This is a genomic window from Sphingomonas sp. (genome assembly GCF_050725575.1).
In the GTDB taxonomy this organism is placed as follows: domain Bacteria; phylum Pseudomonadota; class Alphaproteobacteria; order Sphingomonadales; family Sphingomonadaceae; genus Sphingomonas.
Window position 1 is genome coordinate 26,755 of sequence record NZ_JBOHHW010000027.1, and the last position, 20,430, is coordinate 47,184.

Consider the following 20,430-nt stretch of genomic DNA (forward strand, 5'->3'; position numbering starts at 1 on the left):
TTTCAGAAGGTGAAGGTCTTGGCCCGGGCGAAGCCGGGCAGCGGGACACAATCGATGTCGGCGAAATCGAGCAATGCGAAACCACCTTCGCTCTTGCGGCCCGATGTCAGCCGGGTGACGCCGCGATCGGCGATTCCGGCGACAACGCGTCCACCGTCGCGCAACTGCGCGACGAGCGATTCGGGCAGCTGCTCGACCGCGCCGTCAATCATCAGCACGTCATAGGGCGCGCCATCGGCGTGTCCGGTCTCGAGCGGCGCTTCGACCAATGTCACCCCGGCAGTGCCGGCCAGTGCCTCACGCGCCAGCGCGGCGAGCGCGGCATCGCTTTCCACCGCGACCACCGCAGCGACCAGTTCGGCCAGCACGGCGGCGGTGTAGCCGCCGGCCGCACCGATCAGCAGCACCTTGTCCGCGGGCAGCAGATAGGCCTCGGTCAGCAACCGTCCGGTTGCGATCGGCACGTTCTGGAAGCGCCCCTGCCCCAGCGGGAGCGCGGTGTCGCGATAGGCGATCGCCTGCGCCTCGGCGGGCAGGAACGCCTCGCGCGGGACGCGCGCCATCGCGGCGACCACGCGCGGGTCGCTGACCGCGTTGGTGCGCAACTGGCTCGCCACCATCGCATGGCGCATGGCGGTAAAGCGGTCGGAGTCGAGTGCCGTCAGTTTCATTGTGCCACCTTGTCGCACAACTGTTTTAGTCGCGCAATACACTTGTTTATCTGGCCGGCTTGTATCGTGCGACTGGCTCCGCGCCAAGCGAGCGTTGCACCCGGTCTGGCTGATTTTCTCGGCAATGTTCACAGTGGCGGTTGACAGGCACCCCACCCGCTGTGCATTTCGCGCGGCTCGCATCGAGGCCCGATGGCGGAGTGGTGACGTAGAGGACTGCAAATCCTCGCACCCGGGTTCGATTCCCGGTCGGGCCTCCAAGCGACAATCCCCGGCACATAGATGCGGTGGACACGGCAAAGCCGCCCGCCCGGCGCTCCGGGTCGGGCCGCCTGCCCCCTTATCCGACCCGCAACGGCCGAGCTCAGCTACCAGCGGTAGGACGCCTCCACGCCGATCACGCGCGGCGTGCTGTAGCGATTGATCGTCGTGTCGCGCGCGACGCGGTACACTTCATTGCCGACATTGTTCGCAAAGACGGTGAAGCTTGCCTTGTCGATCTCGATGCCGAGACGCAGGTTGATCAGGTCGTAATCGTCGAGCTTGACCGAATTGACCCGCAATTCCTGCAGGCCGCCGAACTGCACCGAGTAGAGCGCGTTGGCGACCAGCGTCGAACGCCCGATAAAGCCGTGGCGGAAGTTCAGATTCACCGCGCCGAGGAAATCCGGCACCTGCGGCAGCCGCAGATTGTCATAGCGCCCGCTGGTCACCTTGCCGCCCTGCCAGGACGCGTTGAGCGACGCGCGGAAGCGGCCATTGGCGACCGGCTGAGTCACGCTCAGCTCGCCCTCGACGCCATAGGATCTGGCATTGCCGGCATTGGTCAGGAAAGTCGTCGCCGCGATCGGGCAGGTCGGGTTGGTCAGGATGCAGCCATTATCGAGCTGCGCGATCAGGTTCTTCAGGTTGTTGTAATAGCCGGCGAACGCAAAGAACAACGACCGGTCCGGCGCCCCCTTCACGCCGATTTCATAGGTGGTCGAGTTTTCGTTGCCGAACGCGGCCGGGATGACATTGGGCTGGCGCGGATCGCCGAGATTGGTGTTGAAACCGCCCGCGCGGTAGCTCGATCCGACTTTGGCATAGGCGAGCACGCCGCCACCGGCCTTGTACGCGGCGGTGACATTGTAGGAGATATTGTCGGGCTTGATCTGCACGTCGATGACGCGCGCAGCGCCGCCAGCCGGGGCGCCGGTACCGCGGTCGAACAGCCGCGCGCTCAGCGACCGGTCATCCCTGGTGTAACGGACTTCACCGGTCAGGTTGAGGCTGTCGGTCAGGTCATAGCCGAGCGACCCATAGGCGGCGTAGCTCTTATAGCTCAGCGAGACCGGCGCGCGCGTGCCGGTCGAGGTGTTGAGCGCGGTCGGCGTGCGGAAAGTCGTGACCTGATAATCGCTGTTGAGGATCAGGACGTCGCCGCCGATCAGCCAGGTCAGCTTGCTGCCCAGGCCCGTGCCGCTCAGGTGCAGGTCCTGATTGAAGCTCCTGGTCCGGTCGATGACATAGGACGCACCAAACACGTCGGTCAGCCGCGCCGTTGCCTGCGGAATGATTCCCGCGGCCACCGCCGCGGCGACGCTCTCGGCATCGATGCCGTCATTGTCGAGGTCATATTGCGACTTGCGGTTGCGGTAATAGCTCGTCGCGCTGAGCGTCGCGCCGCCAAGATCGAGCGTGCCAAACGCCTGATAGGTGTTGTGATCCTGCGTCGCGCGCGGCTTCGTATTCCAGGCATAGGAGAATTTCGGCTGGGAATAGCCGTTCGGATAGCCCGGCGTGCCGCGCGCGATCGATATTTGGTAATGGACCGCCGGCGTGTCGAGATCCTGTCGCTCGGCCAGCAGGGTCAGGTCGAGCGGTCCGGTCCTGAACCGGATTTGCGCCCGCGCGCCATAGCCCTTCTGGCGATCGAAATAGGTGTCGTGGTCGGGATTGTAGAAAAAGCCGCCGGTTTGGGAGATGCCATCGCCGCTGAAGCGCACCGCGACCGAATCGCTCAGCGCGACATTCACCGCACCCTGGACCTGCTTGCCCTCGGTCTCGAAGTCGTAGCGCGCCCTGATATAGCCCGACGTGTCGAACTGCGGCTGCGCCGACACGATGTTGATCGCGCCGCCCACCGCGTTGCGGCCATAAAGGGCACCCTGAGTGCCGCGCAGCACCTCAATCCGTCCCACATCGAGAAAATCGAGCCGGGTGAAGTAGCGCCCGCCGACCCCGCCCCCGCCGATATAGGCGCCGTTGACGTACAGGCCGATGCTCGGGTCGCCATTGGTCGCCCGCGCAGTCGACGAGGCCCGGATCGAGATTTCCGAGTTGATCGACGAACTGAGATTGTTGAAGCGCACGCTCGGCTGATCGGCAAGCAGTTCGCGGGAATCGGTCGCCCCACCGCGGCTGGCCAGCGACTCCGCATCGATCACCGAGACGGCGGTGGGGATATCGGCGAGCCGCTCTTCGCGGCGGCGCGCGGTGACCACGACATCGCCCTGATTGTCCTGATCCCCGGCGGCGACAGTCTCTTCGGCCGGCGGCGCTGTCTGCGCCTGCCCGACGGCCGGGAGAATTGCGGAAATCAATCCGGCCGAAGCCATCAGCACTGCCTTGCGAGTCATCGTCCACCCCTTGCCGATATCGAGTCATGCTCGAATTATCGATAATTTAGACGATTCCTCACCCCGCTTGTCAATGAAGTTGGCGTTTGTCGCGCTAAAGCCCGAAAATTCCGGAGATCATCACCCTGCAGGAGTCGAACACTTGCGCCGCCAGCGCCGCGCTGACGCAGCGCGCGTCATCGGTCGCGGTGTGATGGAAGCGGTGCGCGCCGAAAATGCCGGCAACGCTGGTATAGCCCGCGGCGAGAATATTGGTCAGTTCGCCGGCCGAGCCCTGCCCGGACGGATAGGCCATTTCGAGCCCGGGCTGTCCGGCAAAGGCGTGCCGTGCGGCATCGACCAGTGCCGGGCTGGTGACCAGGAAACGCTGCGGGTCGGCGCTCGGCAGCGGCATGAGCAATCCCGCGCCGAGCTCATGCCAGTCGCGCGCCGCGACATTTGCCCCGAGATGGAGCCAGAATCGGGTCCGGTCGGGCGGCGGCGCGGCGCCGCGCAACGCATGTTCCGATCCCAGATTCTCATATTCATGGCCGCTGTTGCACAGGAACGCCAGGTTATGGCTCGTCACCGCCTGCCCCGCCCAGCGCGCCAGGGCGAGCCACACCGCAATGCCCGGGCCGCGCTCGCCCGCACAGCCGAACCAGCCCGATCGTGGCGTCGATACCACGATCCAGTCGCCCGCACCGCGATCGATCCGTCCGACCAGGTTGAAAGCGGGGCGTGTCCCTCCCTCCCCGTCGATCCGCAGTGTCGCGGTCCTGCCCGCGATCGCATCAGCCAGGAAAGGCCTGGCCAGCTTCGGGGCGATGACACCCACCGGTCCGGGAAACATCGGCACCGTGCCTATGGCGTTGAGTGCGAGCGCTTCACCGCTCGGGCCATTGGTGACGATCACCACACCGGCCGCGCCCGCGGCAAAGGCCGCCGTCACCGGTTCGCGGATCGGTTTGGCGACGGCGCTCGACCAGCGCTGGAACGGCAGGTCAAGCAAGGCGATCGCGCCCTTCAACGGCCCGCTCGCGCCGGCGCCGGGGTCGATCCGCACCAGCGGCCCGGAGACGCCGCCGGCCGCAGTCGGCACGACGATCGCTTGAGGAATGAGCGGCGCCGAATCGCGGCCCATGGTCAGCGACGCATGGCGCACCTCGAACCAGGGCACGGTGATCGCCTGGCGCTCGACCTGAAAGCCGGCGGCGGCCAGTTCGGCCTGCAGCCATTCGCCGCTGGCGGTATCGCCCGCGCCACCCGACGCCTTGTTGCCGAAGCCGATATAGCGATCGAGATCGGCCGAGAGGCGATCAGTGATATCGGCATCTGGGCCCGGGCTGGTCCCCGGATTAGTCATTGCCGCCACCGGCGCAGCGATCAGCGTCGTCACCGACGCCGTCAGAACATCGCGTCGCGTCGGTGCCGCCATTCGCTGTCACTCCTTGCGAGCGCGCCGCTTCGGGGGTTCGGCCTTTTTCGTCGCAAGATATTCTTCGAGCGGCGCAGTGAAGCCTTCCTGCAGATAGCCGAGCAGCGCCCGGGCGGCATCGTCGGCCGCATCCGGCTCGCGCGCCACGATGTGACGGCACAATTTGCTGAACAGCTCGGCCGAGTAATGCCCGCCTTTCTCGCTGAAATATTGCGCGGAGATCACATGATGCTGCCAGCGCGCGAACAGGGCGATCCGGTCGAGCATATCGGTCGCCAGCGCCGCGCCGCAGCGCCGCGCAATAAAGGCGCCGACCCGGTTCGATACCGCGAGATGCTCGAACGTATTGTCGGTTTGCCGCACGATCGTGCGGTACGCCTCCACCCGGCGCAAGAGCTCCTCACCATCCTCATCCGACATGGTCGTCGCGGCGATGCGGCAGACCACGCCGAACATCGCCTTCCACAGTTCGAGTACTTCGGTTGCCGCGTGCCGGTCGATCTCGATCACATGCGCCCCGCGCCACGGCACCACCTGGATGAAGCCGATATTGGCGACATGGCGGAACGCTTCGCGCACCGGTGCATGGGAGACTCCGAAGCGCTCGGCGATCTCGCGCTCGCGGATCCACGATCCGGGCTTGATCCGCCACTCGACAATGTCCTCGATCAATGCGTCAGCGATCAGGCGGTCCTGCGGCGGCGGCTCGGAAGCAATGCTATCGGTCATGGCCCTCGATATACCCGGCTGATCACTTATCGGTAGCGCGTATTCACCGGCATATGCAATATTATCGATAATATAGCGACTCGTAATGGAGAGACTCATGCGCCTGGATCTGCTGATCTCGACGATGCTTGCCACCATGACGATTGCGGCGCCCGCGACGGCGAAGCCCGACGCCGCGTCCTGTGCCGCTGCGACGCGCTATTCCGACGCGCACCGCGGCGTGGCGGTCTATGTGCTCGATCGTGGCAAAATGGTCTGCGATACCGCGCAAGGAGCCAGCACCACGCCTCACGAGCTCTGGTCGGGCACCAAGAGCTTTGTCGGCATCATCGCCGCCGCCGCGGTGCAGGATGGCTTGCTCACGCTCGATGAGCCGGCCGCGGCGACATTGGTCGAATGGCGGGACGATCCGCAAAAGAGCAGGATCACGATTCGGCAAATCCTGTCGATGACCAGCGGCCAGTCGAGTGTGATCGGCAAGCCGCCGACCTACAGGGACTCGCTCGACGGCGCGCTCATCGCCGATCCGGGCACGCGCTTTCTCTACGGCCCGACGCCGATGCAGACCTTCGGCGAGATCATGAAGCGCAAGCTGAAGGCGGCGGGACAATCGGATGACGTGCTCGCCTATCTCAAGCGGCGCGTGCTCGATCCGATCGGCCTGCGCTATGCCGACTGGCGCAAGGGCATCGACGGCAATCCCCTGCTGCCGCAGGGCGCCGTGCTCACAGCGGCTGAATGGGCGAAATTCGGCGAGTTCGTCCGCGCCGGCGGCATGGTGGCGGGCAAGCCGATCGTCGATCCGGCGAGCTTTGCGGCGATGTTCAAGGGCAGCACGGTCAATCCGGCTTACGGCCTGACCTGGTGGCTGCCGCATGTCGGGAAAGCGGCCGACCCCATCACCGCCGGTACCGATATCGGACGCCGCGCGGCGGAATTGCCGGCCGATATCGTACTGGCGGCCGGCGCCGGGGATCAGCGGCTCTATGTCATCCCCTCGCTCGGCCTGACGATCGTGCGCATGGCCGAGCTGAATATCGCCGCCCTGATGAACCCGCCGAAAGATCCAGCCGAACGCTGGTCGGATGTCGATTTCCTGAAGCTGCTGAAAGCAACCGATTAACTCGCTTTGCGCTTGAACAGATTGCGGAACGGATAGGCGAACTGCGCGCGATAGCCGCGCGGCACGTCTTCCACCACGCCATAGCCCGTGGGCCATTCGCCCTTCGGGAAATGATGCGTGCCGAACAGCCGGTCGAGCCAGGGGAAGTGGATCGCGAAATTCTTGTCGATCGCGACATCCTCGATCCCGTGATGCCAATGATGGAAGCGCGGCGTGACGAGGAACTTGCCGAGCGTATCGAAATCGCCGCGCAGATTGGCGTGCACCAGCGAGGCATAGATATAGACCATCGAGACATAGGCCTGCATCACCGAGGGCGCGAAGCCGAAGGTGAGCAGCGGCAGCGAGGTCACGCCGCGCAGCAGGATGATCTCCACGAAATGCATCCGTGATCCGGCCAGCCAGTCCATCGACTTGGCCGAATGATGCACGGCATGGAATCCCCACAGGAAAGGCCAGCGGTGAAAGGCGCGGTGAAACCAATATTGCATCAGGTCGGTCAGGAACATCGCCGCGGCGAACTGTACCAGCCAGGGCAGGCCGCCGACCCAGGCGCGGAACTGGCCGAAATTGCTGGTCGAGGCCATGATGAAGGTCGATGGCGCCAGCGCGAGAAAGGTGATCAGCTGCACCATCATCGAGCTGACGAGATAATAGAATAGATCCTCGCGCCATTCGGTGCGGAACAGGCGCTGGTCGCTGCGGTGCGGGAAGATCCGCTCGATCGGGGCGAACATCAGCCCCGTCGCGATCATGTTCAGCGCGAAGAAATCGATCCCGAAAAAGATCCCCCAATTGTGGCTTTCGGCCGGCTGGACCGCTGCGCCGCCGAGCAGCGTTGCGACCAAGGCAATGATCAGCGCGGTCGCACCCAGCGCCTTGCGCGGCCGGAGCAGCAGACTGAGCAGCGCCAGGCCATAAGCGGCAAGCAATGTGATATGGACAAAGGCGCGAAAGCCGCTCTGGCCGCGAACCAGCTCCAGCTGCGGCATCGCGAACCAGTCGGGCCAACGCAGCGCGGCCACAAAGCAGAGTCCGGCGAGAGCGAAGACCAGCGAGAAGAACCCTGCGAACCAGCCCGTCCCAAAACCGCGCGCCTCGATCGGCGCCTCGAGATCGCGCAGCAGATTGCCGACCAGTCCCCGTTTCATTGCTTATGCTCCCCGTCGATCCGCGCGATCATATGCCGAGCCTCTATACAAAAGCCATCATCTCAGATCAGTCGCTCAAGCAGGCCGATCAGCGGCAGATCGGCCGGCGGCATGGCCAAAGCGTGGAGATCGGCCGGCGCGACCCAGTCGATCGCCACCGCGTCCAGCGCGCGCGGCGTTCCGCTCCACTCGCGGCAGAGATAGAGCAGCAGCAACAGATGCCGTTCGCCCAGTTTTTCGCTGGCAAAGGCGCCCGGTACGATGTTCGCCGCTGAGACTGTGATGCCGAGCTCCTCGTGCAGTTCGCGGATCAGCGCCGCCTCGGGCGTTTCACCGCGTTCGAGCTTGCCGCCGGGAAACTCCCACAGCCCGGCCATCGCCTTTCCCGGCGGACGCTGCTGCACCAAAACCCTGCCCTCATCATCGATCAGAGCAGCGGCAACGACAGGAAACAGGACCAATTCCGCTGTTTCGATGACGACGTTCGCCATTGATTAACTCTCCTGCCCTAAATCGGGGGTCTATATCTGGCACGGGCGAACCCGCATGATCATGAGCGCGATAAAAAGACTGGCGGGAAATCGTAAGGGCGGCACGGCCATCGAATACGGCCTGATCGCCGCGCTGGTCGTCATCACCATGATCGCCGCCTTTGTCGAGGTCGCCAACACGACCACCTCCATGTGGGGCAATGTGAACACCAAAATGGAAACCGCACGCGCAGGGTGAGAAAAAGTTCCCTGCAATCACATTCACGACGCGTTTTTTCCGCCCGGCTTAAACTTTCATCAACCTAGCCCTTCTAAACCTGTGGTTGCTGTCCCGGTTCTCCGGTTCAGCCGGGTAACTGAAGTCTGACAAGGGAGACCGGAAATGAAGAAGATTCGTAACTTCATCAAGAATAGCAAGGGCGCCACCGCCATCGAGTACGGCCTGATTGCCGCTCTTATCGCAGTCGCAGCAATTGCCGCGATGCAGGGCCTGGGCAACCAGCTGAAGACCACGTTCACGAACGTGTCGTCGAACATGAAGGCTACCTGAACTTTTCTGAAGCTTAAAAGAATTGGGCGGCGGAACATCGGTTCCGTCGCCCTTTTTCTATTGCTCGCAAGAAACATGGTTAATGAGATGTCAGCTTAATTTTTAGAGTCGCCCCATGGCAAGAAACTTTTCGCGCCGCACCTGACGTAATTGTTTGGAATCGAGGCCGCTCAACTCCCCGAGAGCGTGGCCGATGGCATCGCCCAATGCCGCGATCGCCATGGTCGGGTCGCGGTGCGCGCCGCCCAGCGGTTCCGGCACGATCGTATCGATGATGCCCAGCCCCTTCAGGTCCTGCGCTGTGACTTTCATCGCCTCCGCCGCATCGGCCGCCTTGTCAGCGGTGCGCCACAGGATCGAAGCACACCCCTCGGGCGAAATCACCGAATAGACCGCGTGCTCGAACATCAGCACCTTGTTGCCGGCGGCAAGCGCGATCGCACCGCCCGAACCGCCCTCGCCGACGATCGCCGCGACCATCGGCACGCCAAGCGCCAGGCATTGCTCGGTCGAGCGCGCAATCGCCTCTGCCTGGCCGCGCTCCTCGGCCTGGACGCCGGGAAAGGCGCCGGATGTGTCGACCAAAGTGACGACCGGCAAGCCGAACCGGTCGGCCAGCTGCATCAGGCGGATCGCCTTGCGATAGCCCTCCGGCTTGCCCATGCCGAAATTGTGCCGCAGGCGGCTGGCGGTATCGTCGCCCTTTTCATGGCCGATCACCATCACGCGTTGCCCGCGGAACTGCGCAAAACCGCCGAGAATCGCCTGGTCGTCGCCAAAGGCGCGATCGCCGGCAAGCGGCATGAAGCCGTCGAACAGACCAGCGACATAGGTCAGGAAATGCGGCCGCTCGCCGTGCCGCGCGACTTGTGTCTTCTGCCACGGCGTCAGCCGCGCATAGGTGTCGCGCAGCGCCTTGTCCGACTTGGCCTGCAGCCGCGCGACCTCGGCGTCGATATCGACCGTGCCGTCGGCGGCGGTTTCGCGCAATTCGTCGATCCGCCCTTGCAGGTCGGCGATCGGTTTTTCGAAGTCGAGGAAGCTTGCCATCAGGTCGCGTCGGTTAAGCCCCCTGCCCTTTCACGTCAACGCGCTCCTTCGCGCCGGACCGGTGCTTCGCATCGGTCAGCGGATGTCGACTGTTGACCAGTTCGACCAGCCGCGCGCTGTCGATATGGGTGTAGATCTCGGTCGTGGCGATATCGGCATGGCCGAGCATCGATTGCAGCGCGCGCAAATCCGCGCCGCCTTCAAGCAGGTGAGTCGCGAAGGCATGGCGCAGGACATGCGGGCTGACCCGGTCCGGCGGAATGCCTGCTTCCGCCGCCAGCGCCTTCAGCAACTGATACAGGCGCACGCGCGACAAATGGCTCTTGCCCGAGGGAAACAGCCAGGCGCGATCGGTGGCAACAAGGTCGCGCCACCCTGCTACTGCCGCACGCGCGCGGTCGGAGATCGGCACCAGCCGCTCACGCCCGCCCTTGCCGCGCAGAATGAGATACGGCCGGTCAGGCGCGATGGCATTGCGCGGCAACGACACCAATTCGGTCGCGCGCAGCCCCGATCCATAAAGCAGCTCAACCAGAGCGAGCAGCCGGAGATCGTTCGGATCGGGCAGATCGCGCGCAATCCTGGCGGCGATCGCCGCGAACAGCCGATCGACATCGCCATGCCCGAGCGTCTTGGGCAGCGCACGCTGCGCGCCCGGCCGGGGCAGCGCCGCACCCGGATCATCGGAACGATGCCCTTCATCGGCGAGAAAGGCGTAGAAGCGCCGCAGTGCCGCCGATTTGCGCGCCACGCTGGACCGCGACAGCGTCAGCCAATGCTCGCCCAATCGGGCGAGATCGCTCGCCGATGCCGTTGCCAGCCGCCCCTCAAGATGCTCTGACGCGAGCATCAGGTCGCTGCGATAGGCGGCGATGGTGTTCTTCGCCGCTCCGGCCTCCGCCGCCATCATTTCCAGGAACCGCTCGACCAGATCCCGATCGGGCATCGAGCGGTCCATCGACGCGGTCAAAGCCGTGCGATCGCCTCGGCGGCGATCATCCGCGCCTCGCCGGTCAGGCCGACCGCACGAAGCGCGCTAACACTTCGAAACAGTACTTCAGGCGGAACCCCATGCCAGTCGCTGGTCTGCATCCCGATTGCCGCAAGCAACAGGACCAGCCCGGGCTGATTCTGCCGCGCGGCGCGGTCGATTGCGCGGGTCCAGCCATTTTCATTGCCGATCGGCACATCGAGCGACCGCGCGCCGCTCTCCGCCTCGGCAGCGGAAATCTTGCCCAGCCCGGCCATTCCGGCGAAGAACATCCGCCGCTTCAACCCAGTGCTGTCATTCTTCCCGGCATAGCCGCTGACATCGCCATAGCGATAAGCCGTGCCTGTATCGGTTTCGGCCAGCGCCAGCATCGCCCAGGCGTCGCTGCCCCGCGCGGCACGGTTGCGCCAGCGCTGCGCGAAACTGTCGAGCCCCGCGGTCAGCATCGATGCGACGATCCGGTCGACATCGGCCTCTTCCGTATCGGCCGGCAAGCGCGCCGCTGCACGCGCGGTCAGGATCAGTCGCGCGAACCGGCCATCGGCGGTCTTGGGTTCGTCCCACAACGTGCGTAACGCGGTCATGCGCTCTGCCCGGGTCGCACCGTTGTAAGCGGTGCGGAGATCGCGAGCTACGCCGATCTCGGCGATCGATTGATCGTCCTCCGCATCGAGCGCGCCGTAAAGATCAACCAGCGCCGCATTCGACAGCACGCCCCGCGCCGCGGCATAGTCGGCCGGTGCGATTCGGTTGCGCGTATCGAGCATCGGCGACAGCGCACGCCATGCCTGCACATGGGGTGCGGCGGTCTTAAGCAGGCTGTCGGGAATCTCCGTGCCTGTAGCGGTCGCCAGGCCATAGCGGAACGCGGTCAGCTGCGAGACGGCGTCCCACTCGATCGTGATCGCCTGGCGGCCGCGCGAACCGGTACCGGCGACCTTCTTGGCGAGCAGAATATCGATGCCGCGCGCGACGCCTGCCTTTTCGGCGGCGTTGAGCGCCGGAGTCGATTTGGCCGGCAATCCGGCCAGCCCTGCGCAAATACCTGGGGCGAGTAGCCAGGCGCGCTCGCGCGCGACCTTGGCGCCCTGGTCGGCCAGCGAACACAGTGCACCGGGGTCGCCGGTCGCCAGCGCCGCCTGCATCGCCACCTGATAGAGTTTTGGCGTGTAATTGTCCGAATCGACACTCTGCACGAGCGCGCGCGCCGCGACCGATTCGCCCATGCGGATAAGCAGCCAGGCCCGCTCGGCGGCGAAATCGGCGCCATTGACCTGCGCAGGCGTGTCGATTCGCGCCATCAACGCACGGCGCAGGCCGATCGACAGCCAGCGCGAGGCGACCGGTGCATCGAGATAGCGCATCAACGCTTCGAGATAGATGCCGTCGGCGCCGCGGAATGCAGTCGGTCCGAGCGCACCCTCAGCCGGTCCGGCAGGGCCGACACTGGCCATCGATCGCCGGGCATAGTCCGGCATTTCGTACCGCACGCTCGTCGTGACCTGCGGCAAGGTGGGATCGAGCGGCGCTGGCGTCGCTTCAGCCACCGGTGCGTCCGGGGCATCGGGGTCCACGACACCGGGAACGCCCGGGACGGGCACAACAGGAGAAGCCGCCGGCCGCGGCGACTGCGCCGCAGGGGCGGCGGTCGGGCGCGGGCGCGGCGGGGGTGCCGGCGCAGGCGTCGTGACGGGCTCGTTGAATCCGGGCGGCAGCAGCGATTCAGGCTTGTCCTGTCCCAGCGCGGGGATCCCCGCGCCGAGCAACATGACCGCCAGTGCGCCGAGCGAAGCGCTAGTTCGAGAGATTCGCAAGCGGAACCACCTTCTCGACCCGAACCGGCGCCTTTTCCTTGGCGCTGCCGGCCAGCAGAAACAGTCCGCCGACCAGTACGACCAGAACGACGATGAGCGTAACCATCAAGCGGGACATGAAAAAAACCCTGTGAAAACGAATTACAAGTCGAGAGCAGCGACCTTTTGCCGCAGACGCGGGGTCGCTGTATAGCCCCGGCGCAATGTTGCAAAGCCACTCACCTCCTCAGCCCTGGACCGGCCTGCCTATTGTTCTCGTCGGCCTGATGGGGGCGGGCAAATCAACCGTCGGCCGTCGGCTCGCCGCGCGCATGCGTCTCCCCTTCGTCGATGCCGACAATGAGATAGAGGCTGCGGCCGGCATGTCGGTCGCCGATATCTTCGAAAAATTCGGCGAGGCGCATTTCCGCGACGGAGAACGCCGGGTCATCGCGCGGCTGATCGACGGCACGCCAAAGGTCATTGCGACCGGCGGCGGCGCCTTCATCAACGATGATACGCGTGCACTGATTCTCGACCAGGCGATCGCGATCTGGCTCGATGCCAATGCCGATGTGCTGGCCGACCGGGTGCAGCGCCGCGATTCCCGCCCGCTGCTGCGCGGCCGCAATCCGCGAGACGTGCTGATCGAGCTCGCCAAAGTGCGCAACCCGTTCTACGCGATGGCGCCGATCCGCGTGCCAAGCCACCACGCGCCGCACGAAGTTACCGTCAACGCAATCCTGAAAGCGCTCGGCTCATGACCATGATTACCGTCGAGCTGGGCGCCAGAAGCTATCCGGTGATCGTCGAGAATGGCTTGCTCGCCAGGGCAGGCGAGCATCTCGCACCGCTGTCGCGCGGGCGGGTTATGGCGATCGTGACGGACAAAAATATCCGACCGCATCTCGCCACGCTGCAGGCATCACTGCGCGCGGCCGGCGTCGCGAGCGAAGCGATCGTCCTGCCGCCGGGCGAAGGCAGCAAGAGCTGGGCGACGCTGGAGCTGCTGACCGACCGCCTGCTCGATCTCGGCGTGGAGCGCGGCGATCATGTCATTGCGCTTGGTGGCGGCGTGATCGGCGATCTGGTCGGCTTTGCCTGCAGCATCGTCAAGCGCGGCTGCGGCTTCGTACAGATCCCGACCACGCTGCTCGCCCAGGTCGATTCGTCGGTCGGCGGCAAGACCGCGATCAACTCGCGCGCCGGCAAGAATTTGATCGGCGCCTTTCACCAGCCGGCACTCGTGCTGGTCGATCCGACCACGCTCGACACGCTACCGCTGCGACAGGTCCGTGCCGGCTATGCCGAAGTGGTCAAATACGGCCTGATCGACGATTTCGGCTTTTTCGAATGGTGCGAGGCCAATGCCGCCGCCCTGCTCACCGGCGATGCCGCCGCCCGCACTTATGCAATCGCCCACAGCATTGCCGCCAAGGCGCGGATCGTCGCCGAGGACGAATATGAAACCAGCGGCAAGCGCGCGCTGCTCAACCTTGGCCATACCTTCGGCCACGCACTGGAGGCCGAGGCGGGTTTTTCCGACAGACTGCTGCACGGCGAGGGTGTCGCTGCGGGCATGGCGCTTGCGTTCGGCTATTCGGCGGAACGGGGACTCTGCCCGGGCCAGGACGCCGCGCGCGTCGCGGCACATTTCCGGGCGGTAGAACTGCCCGACAGCGTATCCGCCGCCGGCATTCAGGCCGATGGCGCGACTCTGGTTGCGCACATGCTGCACGACAAGAAGATGGATGCCGGCACCCTCCCCTTCCTGCTCGCCCGTGGCATCGGGCAAACCTTTGTCGACAAATCCGTTCAGCTGGACGACGTGACGCGATTCCTCAATGCTCAGGCGGAACGCGTGTCGGCCTGAGGCGGCGCTCAGGCTGGCCTGCGCATCGCAATCCAGCCGAGCCACAACCATCCGGCAATCAGCAGCAAGCCGCCCAGAGGTGTGACGGCGCCCAGCCAATGCGGCAGCCCTATCGCCATGAGGTAGAGAGTGATCGCGAAGATCGCGCCGCCGAGCAGGAACAACGCCGCCGGGGCCTTTGCCTCCAGCCGCAATGCCACAAGCGCGGCGACGGCATGGATCATCTGATATTGCGCGCCGGTCTTCAACCATTCGGCCGCGATACCGTTGGCGCCATGCGCACCGAACGCTCCCGCAACAACCGCGAATGCGCCCGAGAGCGCCGCCAGAATCATCAATATCTGTGTCATCCACACCCCGCTTGCGCCGCAACGCGTTTGATCCGGCCCCTATCGGATTGTTTCAGTGTCGCCAGACGATCGTCGAAGAAAATCAGCAGCGGCTCGCCGGGGTCGGGATCACTGATCACCGCAACGATTTCCTTGCCCGCCCTGGTTCGGTAGTGAATTGCAATGTCCGCGCTGAGCACGTCGAGATCGTCGCTGCGCGGTCGCGCCCGTTTCAGCGCAGCGATCGTCACGGCAATCTGCCCGCGTGTCAGCCAGCATGTCTTTGCACGGCGGACGGGAACAACGCCGTCGCTGCGCTTGGCGTAATACCCTTTCTCCCCCTTGGCCAAATCGCTGACCGGCCAGATCTCGGACAGGATCAATCGCGCGGATTTGATCGTGCGCGCATCAATATGCCGAAATTCCGGTGCGACGCCGGCACGCCCCCTGGCCGATAGCGGGGCAGCTAATACCAGCCCAATCAGCACCGGCCACGCCGTCATCATCGCAGCCAGTCTCATCATTGCCATGTCGCGAGTTCCCCCAGCAAAGCCGGCGCTTGTGTGGTGACCAGCGCCATCGCGACGATCAAGGCCGCGACGCTGATCGCCAGCACCGCGCCCGCCAGCATATCCTTGGCCGCCTTGATCTCGGGATGAATCTCCGGATGGAGCCGGTCGATCACCGCCTCGAGCGCCGAATTGATCAGTTCGAGCGCCAGCACCAGCGCGCTCGTCACCACGATCAGAGCCCACCAGATTGGCGACGGACGCAGGATCAGCAGCGCGACGATCGCCAATACCGCGCAGCACACCTGAGTCCGGAAGCTGCGCTCGCGCCGCCACGCCGCCTGCCAGCCCGCCACCGCGAAGCTCAGCCGATCGCGCAGCGGACGATTCTTCATATCAAACGAGTCGTCATATCGAGCCGGACTCGTCGATGCCGCTCCGGGGATCCTGCGTGATGATCCGGTCGCGCGCGGCGCGGAGATCGCCGGTCTCATATTGTGCCTTCAACCGTTCCTTGTCGCGAGCGCGATAATGATCCTCGGTCCGGACGATCTCCTCCTCCTCGATCCCCAGGCTGCGCATCGCCATCCTGGCCATCTTGACCGCCGATTCCATCACCTCGCGCACCACACCCGAGGTCGGCGCGTCTTTCAGCTTCAGCAACGCACGGCGGTCATAGGCGCGCACGAAAATCTCCGCCTTGGGAAAGGCCTTGTGCACCGCCTCGACCATTTCCGGGCCGATCTGATCCTTGTCGAGGCAGAACATGATCAGCTCCGCTTCCGCTGCACCCGCTTGGCGCAACAAATCCATGCGCGTGCCATCGCCATAATAGACTTTGGCGCCGAAATTGCCGGCCACGTCGATCATCTCGATATCATTGTCGATCAGCGTCACCGGAATGCCCTGGGCCACCAGCATCTGGCCGACCGTCTGGCCGAACCGGCCATAGCCAACGATCAGTGCATTGGCGCCGTCCGAGGTCGGGCCTTCGCGATCCTCGAGCCTGACCGGCTCGGTGCGGATCCGCTGCGTGATCCGCATCAGGAATGGGGTGGTCGCCATCGACAGGGTCACAATCGCGCCGAACAGGCTCGCCGCCTCGGGTTTAATCAGCCATGCGTTCTGTGCCTGTGCGAACAGGACGAAGGCGAATTCGCCGCCCTGGCTGAGCAACAGGCCCAGCGCCAGCGCTTCGCGCCAGCGCATCTTGAACAGCAATCCGATGCCCATGATGATCGCGGCCTTGGTCGCGATCAGAGCCAGCGCCATCCCGGCGACGAAGAAGGGCCGCTCGGCGATCGCGTGCAGATCGAGCAGCATGCCGATGGTCAGGAAGAACAGCCCGAGCAGGATCGAACGGAACGGCTCGACATCAGCCTCAAGTTCATGGCGATAGGGTGAATCCGCCAGCATCACGCCGGCGACGAACGCGCCGAGCGCGGTTGACAGGCCAAGCGTCTCCATCACCGCCGCGCTGGCGATCACGGTGAACAGCCCGGCAAAGACGAACATCTCGCGCTCGCCCATATTGCCGATGGTGCGGAACAGCGGGCGGAGCAGGAAACGCCCGGCCAGGATCAGCCCGGCGATCGCGATCAGGGTGTAGATGAACAGCAGCCAGCCCGGCGGGCCATCGGCATCGGCGGGATTGCGCGACATCACTGCGATGATCGTGATCAGCGGCACGATCGACAGATCCTGGAACAACAGGATCGAAAAGGCGCGCTCCCCGAACGGCGTGCGCATACGCCCCGCCGATTGCAGCATCGGCAGCACCTGAGCAGTCGAGGACAAGGCAAGCGGTAACCCAAGTGCGAACGTGGCCGCGACCGAGGACTGCGTGCCAACCCATACGACCGCGGAAATGGCGAGCCCGCACAACACGACCTGCAACGAGCCGAGCCCGAAAATCTCCTGCTTCATCCGCCACAGCCGCGACGGGTTCAGCTCAAGCCCGACGATGAACAGCAGCAGGGTGATGCCCAGTTCGGCAATGCCCATCTTCGATTCGGCGCCGCCGACCAGGCCGAGCAATTGCGGCCCGACCACTGCGCCGGCGACCAGATAGCCCAGTGTGGCGCCGAGCCCGAAGCGCCGGAAGATCAGCACGAAGACCAAGCCGAAGCCGAGCAACACCACGCCGTCGCGAAGCAGGGACGCGCCGTGCTCCATCAGCGCGCGGCCCCAAGGGCTTGGGCGGCAGCGTCAGCGGCTGCTTCGAAGGCGAGACGAATCGAGGCGTGCCGCGCGGTATGCGGCAAGGCCGGCACGAACAGGTCGAAGCCAGTCCAGCCCGGCACTGGCCCCTTACCCGCCAGCCAAGAGGTCAGTTCATCGCGGGCGGTGGCCAACTGCTCCGGCGTCTTGCCTATAATGTCCGCTGCCAGCAGCGAGGATGATGCCTGTCCCAGCGCGCAGGCACGAACCAGCATGCCGACCGCACTGACATGGTCCGCCGCATCGAGATTGACATCGACCGTCACCCGGCTGCCGCATACCGGCGAGCGTTTTTCCGACGACCCCATCGGGTCTGGCAACCGGTCCTGATAGGGGATGGTCGCAGCCAGCCGCAGGATTTCGGTATTGTAGAGCGGCGCATTCATCGCCGTGCTCCCCGGGCCGTGTTGGTGGCGCTGTCGGTCATATTGTCTCCGTCGCTGAACACCGGCTCCCCCTTGCGCCGACGATCAACGAAATCGGCAATGCTGGCGCTGGTCGTGTTGAGCAACGGATAGGTACGCGACTCGGTCAGCCATAGCGGGCGATGCGATGGGCCGCCGTTCATCGTGTCGGTTATCAGCACGACGAGCAGGAACACCAGGCTGGCCAGGATCAGGCCCTTGATCGCGCCGAATCCAAAGCCGAGCGCGCGATCGACCGGTCCGAGCACTGACGTCCGCGTTCGGTTGCCGAGCGCCCCGGCCACCATCCGCCCGCCGAAGTAGGTCACACCGGCAATGATCGCAAACGCCAGCACCGCCGCACCCGAAGTCGTGCCAACCATCGGTGCTAATATGGCAGAAACCGGAATGTGCAGGAGTTTCAGCGCGAAAACGATCGCGACCCAGGCGAACAGCGATAATATCTCGGTCACGAAGCCACGCATCAGCCCAAGGCCGGCCGAACCGATCACGGCAATCAGCACGAGAATGTCGAGTGCGGTCAGTCCCATTATGCCTTTATGCCCTTAACGTTCACGCGGCCCTGACCGTTCGTTTCGAGCGATGTCGAAAAACTGCGCCACGGCTTTTGTGACAAATGTCTCGACGTCGCTCGAAACGAGCGGAGGGTGATTGTCCCCAGAAAGGTGGAGATAGAGCGCAGAGTCAGTCGGCGCTACCCACGGCCGAGCATATGATCGACGAAAGCCCCGAGCGTCTTGAATCCGGCGAGTTTCAGGCCGCTTTTGTCGTCGGTCACCGCAGCGGGAACCAGCGCTCGCTCGAACCCAAGCTTGCTCGCTTCCTTCAGGCGGAGAGCGCCATGCGCAACTGGCCGAATCTCGCCCGACAGCGCAATTTCACCAAACGCCACCGCATCGACCGGCACTGGCCGCTCGCTCAACGCGGAAACCAGGGCCGCGGCGACCGCCATATCGGCCGCCGGGTCCTGCACGCGATACCCGCCGGCGATGTTGAGATAGACTTCCGACGTCGAAAAGCTCAGCCCGCAGCGCGCTTCAAGCACCGCCAACACCATCGCCAGTCGGCCTGAATCCCAGCCAACCACCGCACGACGTGGTGTCGCCCCCGAGGCCAGCCGTACCACCAAAGCCTGAATTTCGACCAGAACCGGCCGCGTCCCCTCAAGTGCCGGAAACACCGTCGTGCCGGTCACGCCCTCATCGCGCTGCGTCAGGAACAAAGCCGATGGATTCGATATCTCGGCCAGCCCCTCGGCGACCATCGCGAACACGCCGATCTCATCAGTGCCACCAAAGCGATTCTTGATTGCGCGCAGGATACGATATTGATGGCTGCGTTCGCCCTCGAAGCTCAGCACGGTATCGACCATATGCTCAAGCACGCGCGGGCCGGCGATGCTGCCGTCCTTGGTGACATGCCCGACCAGCACCACCGCAGTCCCGCGCTCCTTGGCGAAGCGAATCAGCTCCTGCGCCGATGCGCGCACCTGGCTGACCGTGCCCGGCGCGCCCTCGATCAGGTCCGAATGCATCGTCTGGATCGAATCGATCACCAGCAGCGCAGGCGGTCGCCCCTGCCCCAGCGTGGTCAGGATATCGCGCGTCGATGTCGCAGCGGCGAGTTGCAGCGGCGCATTGCCGAGGCCAAGCCGCCGCGCGCGTAACCGCACCTGATCCGCTGCCTCCTCGCCCGATACATAGACGACAGGCAGCCCGGCCAGCGCCATCTTCGCGGCAGCCTGCAGCAGCAAGGTGGATTTGCCGATCCCCGGATCGCCGCCGATCAGGGTCGCCGACCCCTCGACGAAGCCGCCGCCCAGCGCACGGTCCAGCTCGGCGATCCCGCTCGGCATCCGCTCGGGCAAGGCGATCTCGGCATCGAGACCGACCAGTTGGAAGGCGCGGCCGCCGGACTGGAGGTTATGCTTGGCCTGGAACGGCGTGACGGTGCCGCCCGCTTCCTCGACCAGCGTGTTCCATTCCGCGCAATCGGCGCACTGCCCGGCCCAGCGATGCGAGACCGATCCGCAGGCCTGGCAGACATAGCGTTTCTGAGGTTTTGCCATAGGATACACCTTATCGCCCTTGGAACGATAAGGGAACAAATATGTCAGCTGAGTACCAGATATTGGCGCTGCGTCCCTTTGTCCCGGCCCGTGATTTCGACCTGTCGAAACGCTTTTACACCGCCATGGGCTTCACCATCAACCATGCGGATGCCGAGGTGGCGATCTTCGAAAGCGGCAGGTTCGGCTTCATTCTGCAGAATTTCTACGTCAGGGAACTGGCTGACAATTTCATGCTTCAATTACTAGTCACCGATGTCGATTCATGGTGGCGCAACATCGGACCCGAGCACTTCGTCGCGGAGTTCGGCACTTCGCAACCCACTGCGCCGGTACTGCAAAGCTGGGGCATGAAGGTCGGCTTCCTCACCGATCCAACCGGGGTGCTATGGCACATCGCCGAAGCACCCCGATAGACA

General features: G+C 64.6%; 23 protein-coding genes and 1 tRNA gene. 7 read left to right on the plus strand and 17 right to left on the minus strand.

Going from position 1 to position 20,430, the window contains the following annotated elements; all coding sequences use genetic code 11:
- Positions 1–2: 2 nt before the first annotated feature.
- Positions 3–671: a protein-L-isoaspartate O-methyltransferase family protein gene (locus ACRECS_RS17185; RefSeq protein ID WP_431584170.1), complete on the minus strand. Its 669-nt coding sequence runs from the start codon at positions 669–671 to the stop codon at positions 3–5.
- Positions 672–857: 186 nt separating this feature from the next.
- Here ACRECS_RS17185 and ACRECS_RS17190 point away from each other — a divergent pair.
- Positions 858–931 (plus strand) — tRNA-Cys (locus ACRECS_RS17190).
- Positions 932–1,039: 108 nt separating this feature from the next.
- Here the strand turns inward: ACRECS_RS17190 and ACRECS_RS17195 are convergent.
- The 3 genes from ACRECS_RS17195 to ACRECS_RS17205 all read right to left on the minus strand — a co-directional run bounded on the left by ACRECS_RS17195 (position 1,040) and on the right by ACRECS_RS17205 (position 5,438).
- Positions 1,040–3,292 (minus strand): TonB-dependent receptor, encoded by a 2,253-nt coding sequence (locus ACRECS_RS17195; RefSeq protein WP_431584171.1) that lies wholly within the window; start codon positions 3,290–3,292, stop codon positions 1,040–1,042.
- A 94-nt stretch (positions 3,293–3,386) separates the two neighbouring features.
- A complete protein-coding gene (locus tag ACRECS_RS17200) occupies positions 3,387–4,709 on the minus strand; it encodes a hypothetical protein (RefSeq protein WP_431584172.1) in 1,323 nt (440 codons plus the stop codon).
- A 6-nt stretch (positions 4,710–4,715) separates the two neighbouring features.
- On the minus strand, positions 4,716–5,438 hold the full coding sequence (locus ACRECS_RS17205; RefSeq protein WP_431584173.1) for a GntR family transcriptional regulator: 723 nt from the start codon (positions 5,436–5,438) through the stop codon (positions 4,716–4,718).
- Between the two features lie 97 nt (positions 5,439–5,535).
- On the opposite strand from ACRECS_RS17205, the gene ACRECS_RS17210 reads away from it, so the two are divergent.
- A complete protein-coding gene (locus ACRECS_RS17210; protein ID WP_431584174.1) occupies positions 5,536–6,561 on the plus strand; it encodes a serine hydrolase domain-containing protein in 1,026 nt (341 codons plus the stop codon).
- On the opposite strand, the gene ACRECS_RS17215 is transcribed toward ACRECS_RS17210, so the two are convergent.
- Together ACRECS_RS17215 and ACRECS_RS17220 are read right to left on the minus strand one after the other, a co-directional pair.
- Positions 6,558–7,712: a sterol desaturase family protein gene (locus ACRECS_RS17215; protein WP_431584175.1), complete on the minus strand. Its 1,155-nt coding sequence runs from the start codon at positions 7,710–7,712 to the stop codon at positions 6,558–6,560. The genes ACRECS_RS17210 and ACRECS_RS17215 overlap by 4 nt on opposite strands.
- Positions 7,713–7,774: 62 nt before the next feature.
- The gene (locus ACRECS_RS17220; RefSeq protein WP_431584176.1) at positions 7,775–8,203 is read right to left on the minus strand and encodes a (deoxy)nucleoside triphosphate pyrophosphohydrolase; all 429 of its coding nucleotides are present in this window, start codon (positions 8,201–8,203) and stop codon (positions 7,775–7,777) included.
- A gap of 55 nt (positions 8,204–8,258) precedes the next feature.
- Between ACRECS_RS17220 and ACRECS_RS17225 the strand changes: the two genes are divergently transcribed.
- Together ACRECS_RS17225 and ACRECS_RS17230 are read left to right on the plus strand one after the other, a co-directional pair.
- Positions 8,259–8,441: a Flp family type IVb pilin gene (locus tag ACRECS_RS17225; protein ID WP_431584177.1), complete on the plus strand. Its 183-nt coding sequence runs from the start codon at positions 8,259–8,261 to the stop codon at positions 8,439–8,441.
- Between the two features lie 144 nt (positions 8,442–8,585).
- Positions 8,586–8,753: a Flp family type IVb pilin gene (locus ACRECS_RS17230; protein ID WP_034158221.1), complete on the plus strand. Its 168-nt coding sequence runs from the start codon at positions 8,586–8,588 to the stop codon at positions 8,751–8,753.
- 102 nt (positions 8,754–8,855) lie between these two features.
- On the opposite strand, the gene ACRECS_RS17235 is transcribed toward ACRECS_RS17230, so the two are convergent.
- The 4 genes from ACRECS_RS17235 to ACRECS_RS17250 are packed head-to-tail and all read right to left on the minus strand — an operon-like array spanning position 8,856 to position 12,726.
- The gene (locus ACRECS_RS17235; protein ID WP_431584178.1) at positions 8,856–9,803 is read right to left on the minus strand and encodes an acetyl-CoA carboxylase carboxyltransferase subunit alpha; all 948 of its coding nucleotides are present in this window, start codon (positions 9,801–9,803) and stop codon (positions 8,856–8,858) included.
- A gap of 13 nt (positions 9,804–9,816) precedes the next feature.
- A complete protein-coding gene (locus ACRECS_RS17240) occupies positions 9,817–10,749 on the minus strand; it encodes a tyrosine recombinase (RefSeq protein ID WP_431584179.1) in 933 nt (310 codons plus the stop codon).
- 20 nt (positions 10,750–10,769) lie between these two features.
- The gene (locus tag ACRECS_RS17245; protein ID WP_431584180.1) at positions 10,770–12,608 is read right to left on the minus strand and encodes a hypothetical protein; all 1,839 of its coding nucleotides are present in this window, start codon (positions 12,606–12,608) and stop codon (positions 10,770–10,772) included.
- Positions 12,589–12,726, minus strand: a complete 138-nt coding sequence (locus ACRECS_RS17250; RefSeq protein ID WP_200887416.1) for a hypothetical protein — start codon at positions 12,724–12,726, stop codon at positions 12,589–12,591. Before ACRECS_RS17250 ends, ACRECS_RS17245 begins: the two co-directional genes overlap by 20 nt.
- Positions 12,727–12,811: 85 nt before the next feature.
- On the opposite strand from ACRECS_RS17250, the gene ACRECS_RS17255 reads away from it, so the two are divergent.
- Both ACRECS_RS17255 and aroB read left to right on the plus strand, forming a co-directional pair.
- Positions 12,812–13,351 carry a shikimate kinase gene (locus tag ACRECS_RS17255; RefSeq protein WP_431584181.1) on the plus strand — a complete coding sequence of 180 codons (540 nt, stop codon included), beginning with the start codon at positions 12,812–12,814 and terminating at the stop codon, positions 13,349–13,351.
- A complete protein-coding gene (gene aroB, locus ACRECS_RS17260) occupies positions 13,348–14,460 on the plus strand; it encodes a 3-dehydroquinate synthase (RefSeq protein ID WP_431584182.1) in 1,113 nt (370 codons plus the stop codon). Before ACRECS_RS17255 ends, aroB begins: the two co-directional genes overlap by 4 nt.
- 8 nt (positions 14,461–14,468) lie before the next feature.
- Here aroB and ACRECS_RS17265 read toward each other — a convergent pair whose 3' ends face one another.
- The 7 genes from ACRECS_RS17265 to radA form a co-directional block, all read right to left on the minus strand.
- Entirely contained in the window at positions 14,469–14,810 is a 342-nt protein-coding gene (locus tag ACRECS_RS17265) for a DUF423 domain-containing protein (protein WP_431584183.1), read from the minus strand.
- Positions 14,807–15,319 (minus strand): hypothetical protein, encoded by a 513-nt coding sequence (locus tag ACRECS_RS17270; RefSeq protein ID WP_431584184.1) that lies wholly within the window; start codon positions 15,317–15,319, stop codon positions 14,807–14,809. The genes ACRECS_RS17265 and ACRECS_RS17270 overlap by 4 nt, the downstream gene beginning before the upstream one ends.
- On the minus strand, positions 15,310–15,693 hold the full coding sequence (locus ACRECS_RS17275; protein ID WP_431584185.1) for a diacylglycerol kinase: 384 nt from the start codon (positions 15,691–15,693) through the stop codon (positions 15,310–15,312). The genes ACRECS_RS17270 and ACRECS_RS17275 overlap by 10 nt, the downstream gene beginning before the upstream one ends.
- Before the next feature lie 13 nt (positions 15,694–15,706).
- On the minus strand, positions 15,707–17,473 hold the full coding sequence (locus ACRECS_RS17280; RefSeq protein WP_431584186.1) for a cation:proton antiporter: 1,767 nt from the start codon (positions 17,471–17,473) through the stop codon (positions 15,707–15,709).
- Positions 17,473–17,904, minus strand: coding sequence for an iron-sulfur cluster assembly scaffold protein (locus ACRECS_RS17285; RefSeq protein WP_431584187.1), 432 nt, complete (start codon positions 17,902–17,904; stop codon positions 17,473–17,475). Before ACRECS_RS17285 ends, ACRECS_RS17280 begins: the two co-directional genes overlap by 1 nt.
- Positions 17,901–18,473: a CvpA family protein gene (locus ACRECS_RS17290; RefSeq protein ID WP_431584188.1), complete on the minus strand. Its 573-nt coding sequence runs from the start codon at positions 18,471–18,473 to the stop codon at positions 17,901–17,903. Before ACRECS_RS17290 ends, ACRECS_RS17285 begins: the two co-directional genes overlap by 4 nt.
- A 164-nt stretch (positions 18,474–18,637) precedes the next feature.
- Complete coding sequence (gene radA, locus ACRECS_RS17295; RefSeq protein WP_431584189.1) at positions 18,638–20,011, minus strand: DNA repair protein RadA; 1,374 nt, start codon at positions 20,009–20,011, stop codon at positions 18,638–18,640.
- 41 nt (positions 20,012–20,052) lie between these two features.
- Here radA and ACRECS_RS17300 point away from each other — a divergent pair, with 41 nt between their 5' ends.
- Complete coding sequence (locus ACRECS_RS17300) at positions 20,053–20,427, plus strand: glyoxalase (RefSeq protein WP_431584190.1); 375 nt, start codon at positions 20,053–20,055, stop codon at positions 20,425–20,427.
- The last annotated feature ends 3 nt before the right edge of the window (positions 20,428–20,430 follow it).

Coding starts and splice junctions, on each gene's coding strand:
- ACRECS_RS17275 (WP_431584185.1), bottom strand. CDS start 15,693: ATGAAGAATCGTCCGCTGCGCGATCGGCTGAGCTTCGCGGTGGCGGGC.
- aroB (WP_431584182.1), top strand. CDS start 13,348: ATGACCATGATTACCGTCGAGCTGGGCGCCAGAAGCTATCCGGTGATC.
- ACRECS_RS17240 (WP_431584179.1), bottom strand. CDS start 10,749: ATGCCCGATCGGGATCTGGTCGAGCGGTTCCTGGAAATGATGGCGGCG.
- ACRECS_RS17200 (WP_431584172.1), bottom strand. CDS start 4,709: ATGGCGGCACCGACGCGACGCGATGTTCTGACGGCGTCGGTGACGACG.
- ACRECS_RS17290 (WP_431584188.1), bottom strand. CDS start 18,473: ATGGGACTGACCGCACTCGACATTCTCGTGCTGATTGCCGTGATCGGT.
- ACRECS_RS17220 (WP_431584176.1), bottom strand. CDS start 8,203: ATGGCGAACGTCGTCATCGAAACAGCGGAATTGGTCCTGTTTCCTGTC.
- ACRECS_RS17300 (WP_431584190.1), top strand. CDS start 20,053: ATGTCAGCTGAGTACCAGATATTGGCGCTGCGTCCCTTTGTCCCGGCC.
- ACRECS_RS17225 (WP_431584177.1), top strand. CDS start 8,259: ATGATCATGAGCGCGATAAAAAGACTGGCGGGAAATCGTAAGGGCGGC.
- radA (WP_431584189.1), bottom strand. CDS start 20,011: ATGGCAAAACCTCAGAAACGCTATGTCTGCCAGGCCTGCGGATCGGTC.
- ACRECS_RS17205 (WP_431584173.1), bottom strand. CDS start 5,438: ATGACCGATAGCATTGCTTCCGAGCCGCCGCCGCAGGACCGCCTGATC.
- ACRECS_RS17230 (WP_034158221.1), top strand. CDS start 8,586: ATGAAGAAGATTCGTAACTTCATCAAGAATAGCAAGGGCGCCACCGCC.
- ACRECS_RS17215 (WP_431584175.1), bottom strand. CDS start 7,712: ATGAAACGGGGACTGGTCGGCAATCTGCTGCGCGATCTCGAGGCGCCG.
- ACRECS_RS17195 (WP_431584171.1), bottom strand. CDS start 3,292: ATGACTCGCAAGGCAGTGCTGATGGCTTCGGCCGGATTGATTTCCGCA.
- ACRECS_RS17270 (WP_431584184.1), bottom strand. CDS start 15,319: ATGGCAATGATGAGACTGGCTGCGATGATGACGGCGTGGCCGGTGCTG.
- ACRECS_RS17285 (WP_431584187.1), bottom strand. CDS start 17,904: ATGAATGCGCCGCTCTACAATACCGAAATCCTGCGGCTGGCTGCGACC.
- ACRECS_RS17235 (WP_431584178.1), bottom strand. CDS start 9,803: ATGGCAAGCTTCCTCGACTTCGAAAAACCGATCGCCGACCTGCAAGGG.
- ACRECS_RS17280 (WP_431584186.1), bottom strand. CDS start 17,473: ATGGAGCACGGCGCGTCCCTGCTTCGCGACGGCGTGGTGTTGCTCGGC.
- ACRECS_RS17265 (WP_431584183.1), bottom strand. CDS start 14,810: ATGACACAGATATTGATGATTCTGGCGGCGCTCTCGGGCGCATTCGCG.
- ACRECS_RS17255 (WP_431584181.1), top strand. CDS start 12,812: ATGTTGCAAAGCCACTCACCTCCTCAGCCCTGGACCGGCCTGCCTATT.
- ACRECS_RS17250 (WP_200887416.1), bottom strand. CDS start 12,726: ATGTCCCGCTTGATGGTTACGCTCATCGTCGTTCTGGTCGTACTGGTC.
- ACRECS_RS17185 (WP_431584170.1), bottom strand. CDS start 671: ATGAAACTGACGGCACTCGACTCCGACCGCTTTACCGCCATGCGCCAT.
- ACRECS_RS17210 (WP_431584174.1), top strand. CDS start 5,536: ATGCGCCTGGATCTGCTGATCTCGACGATGCTTGCCACCATGACGATT.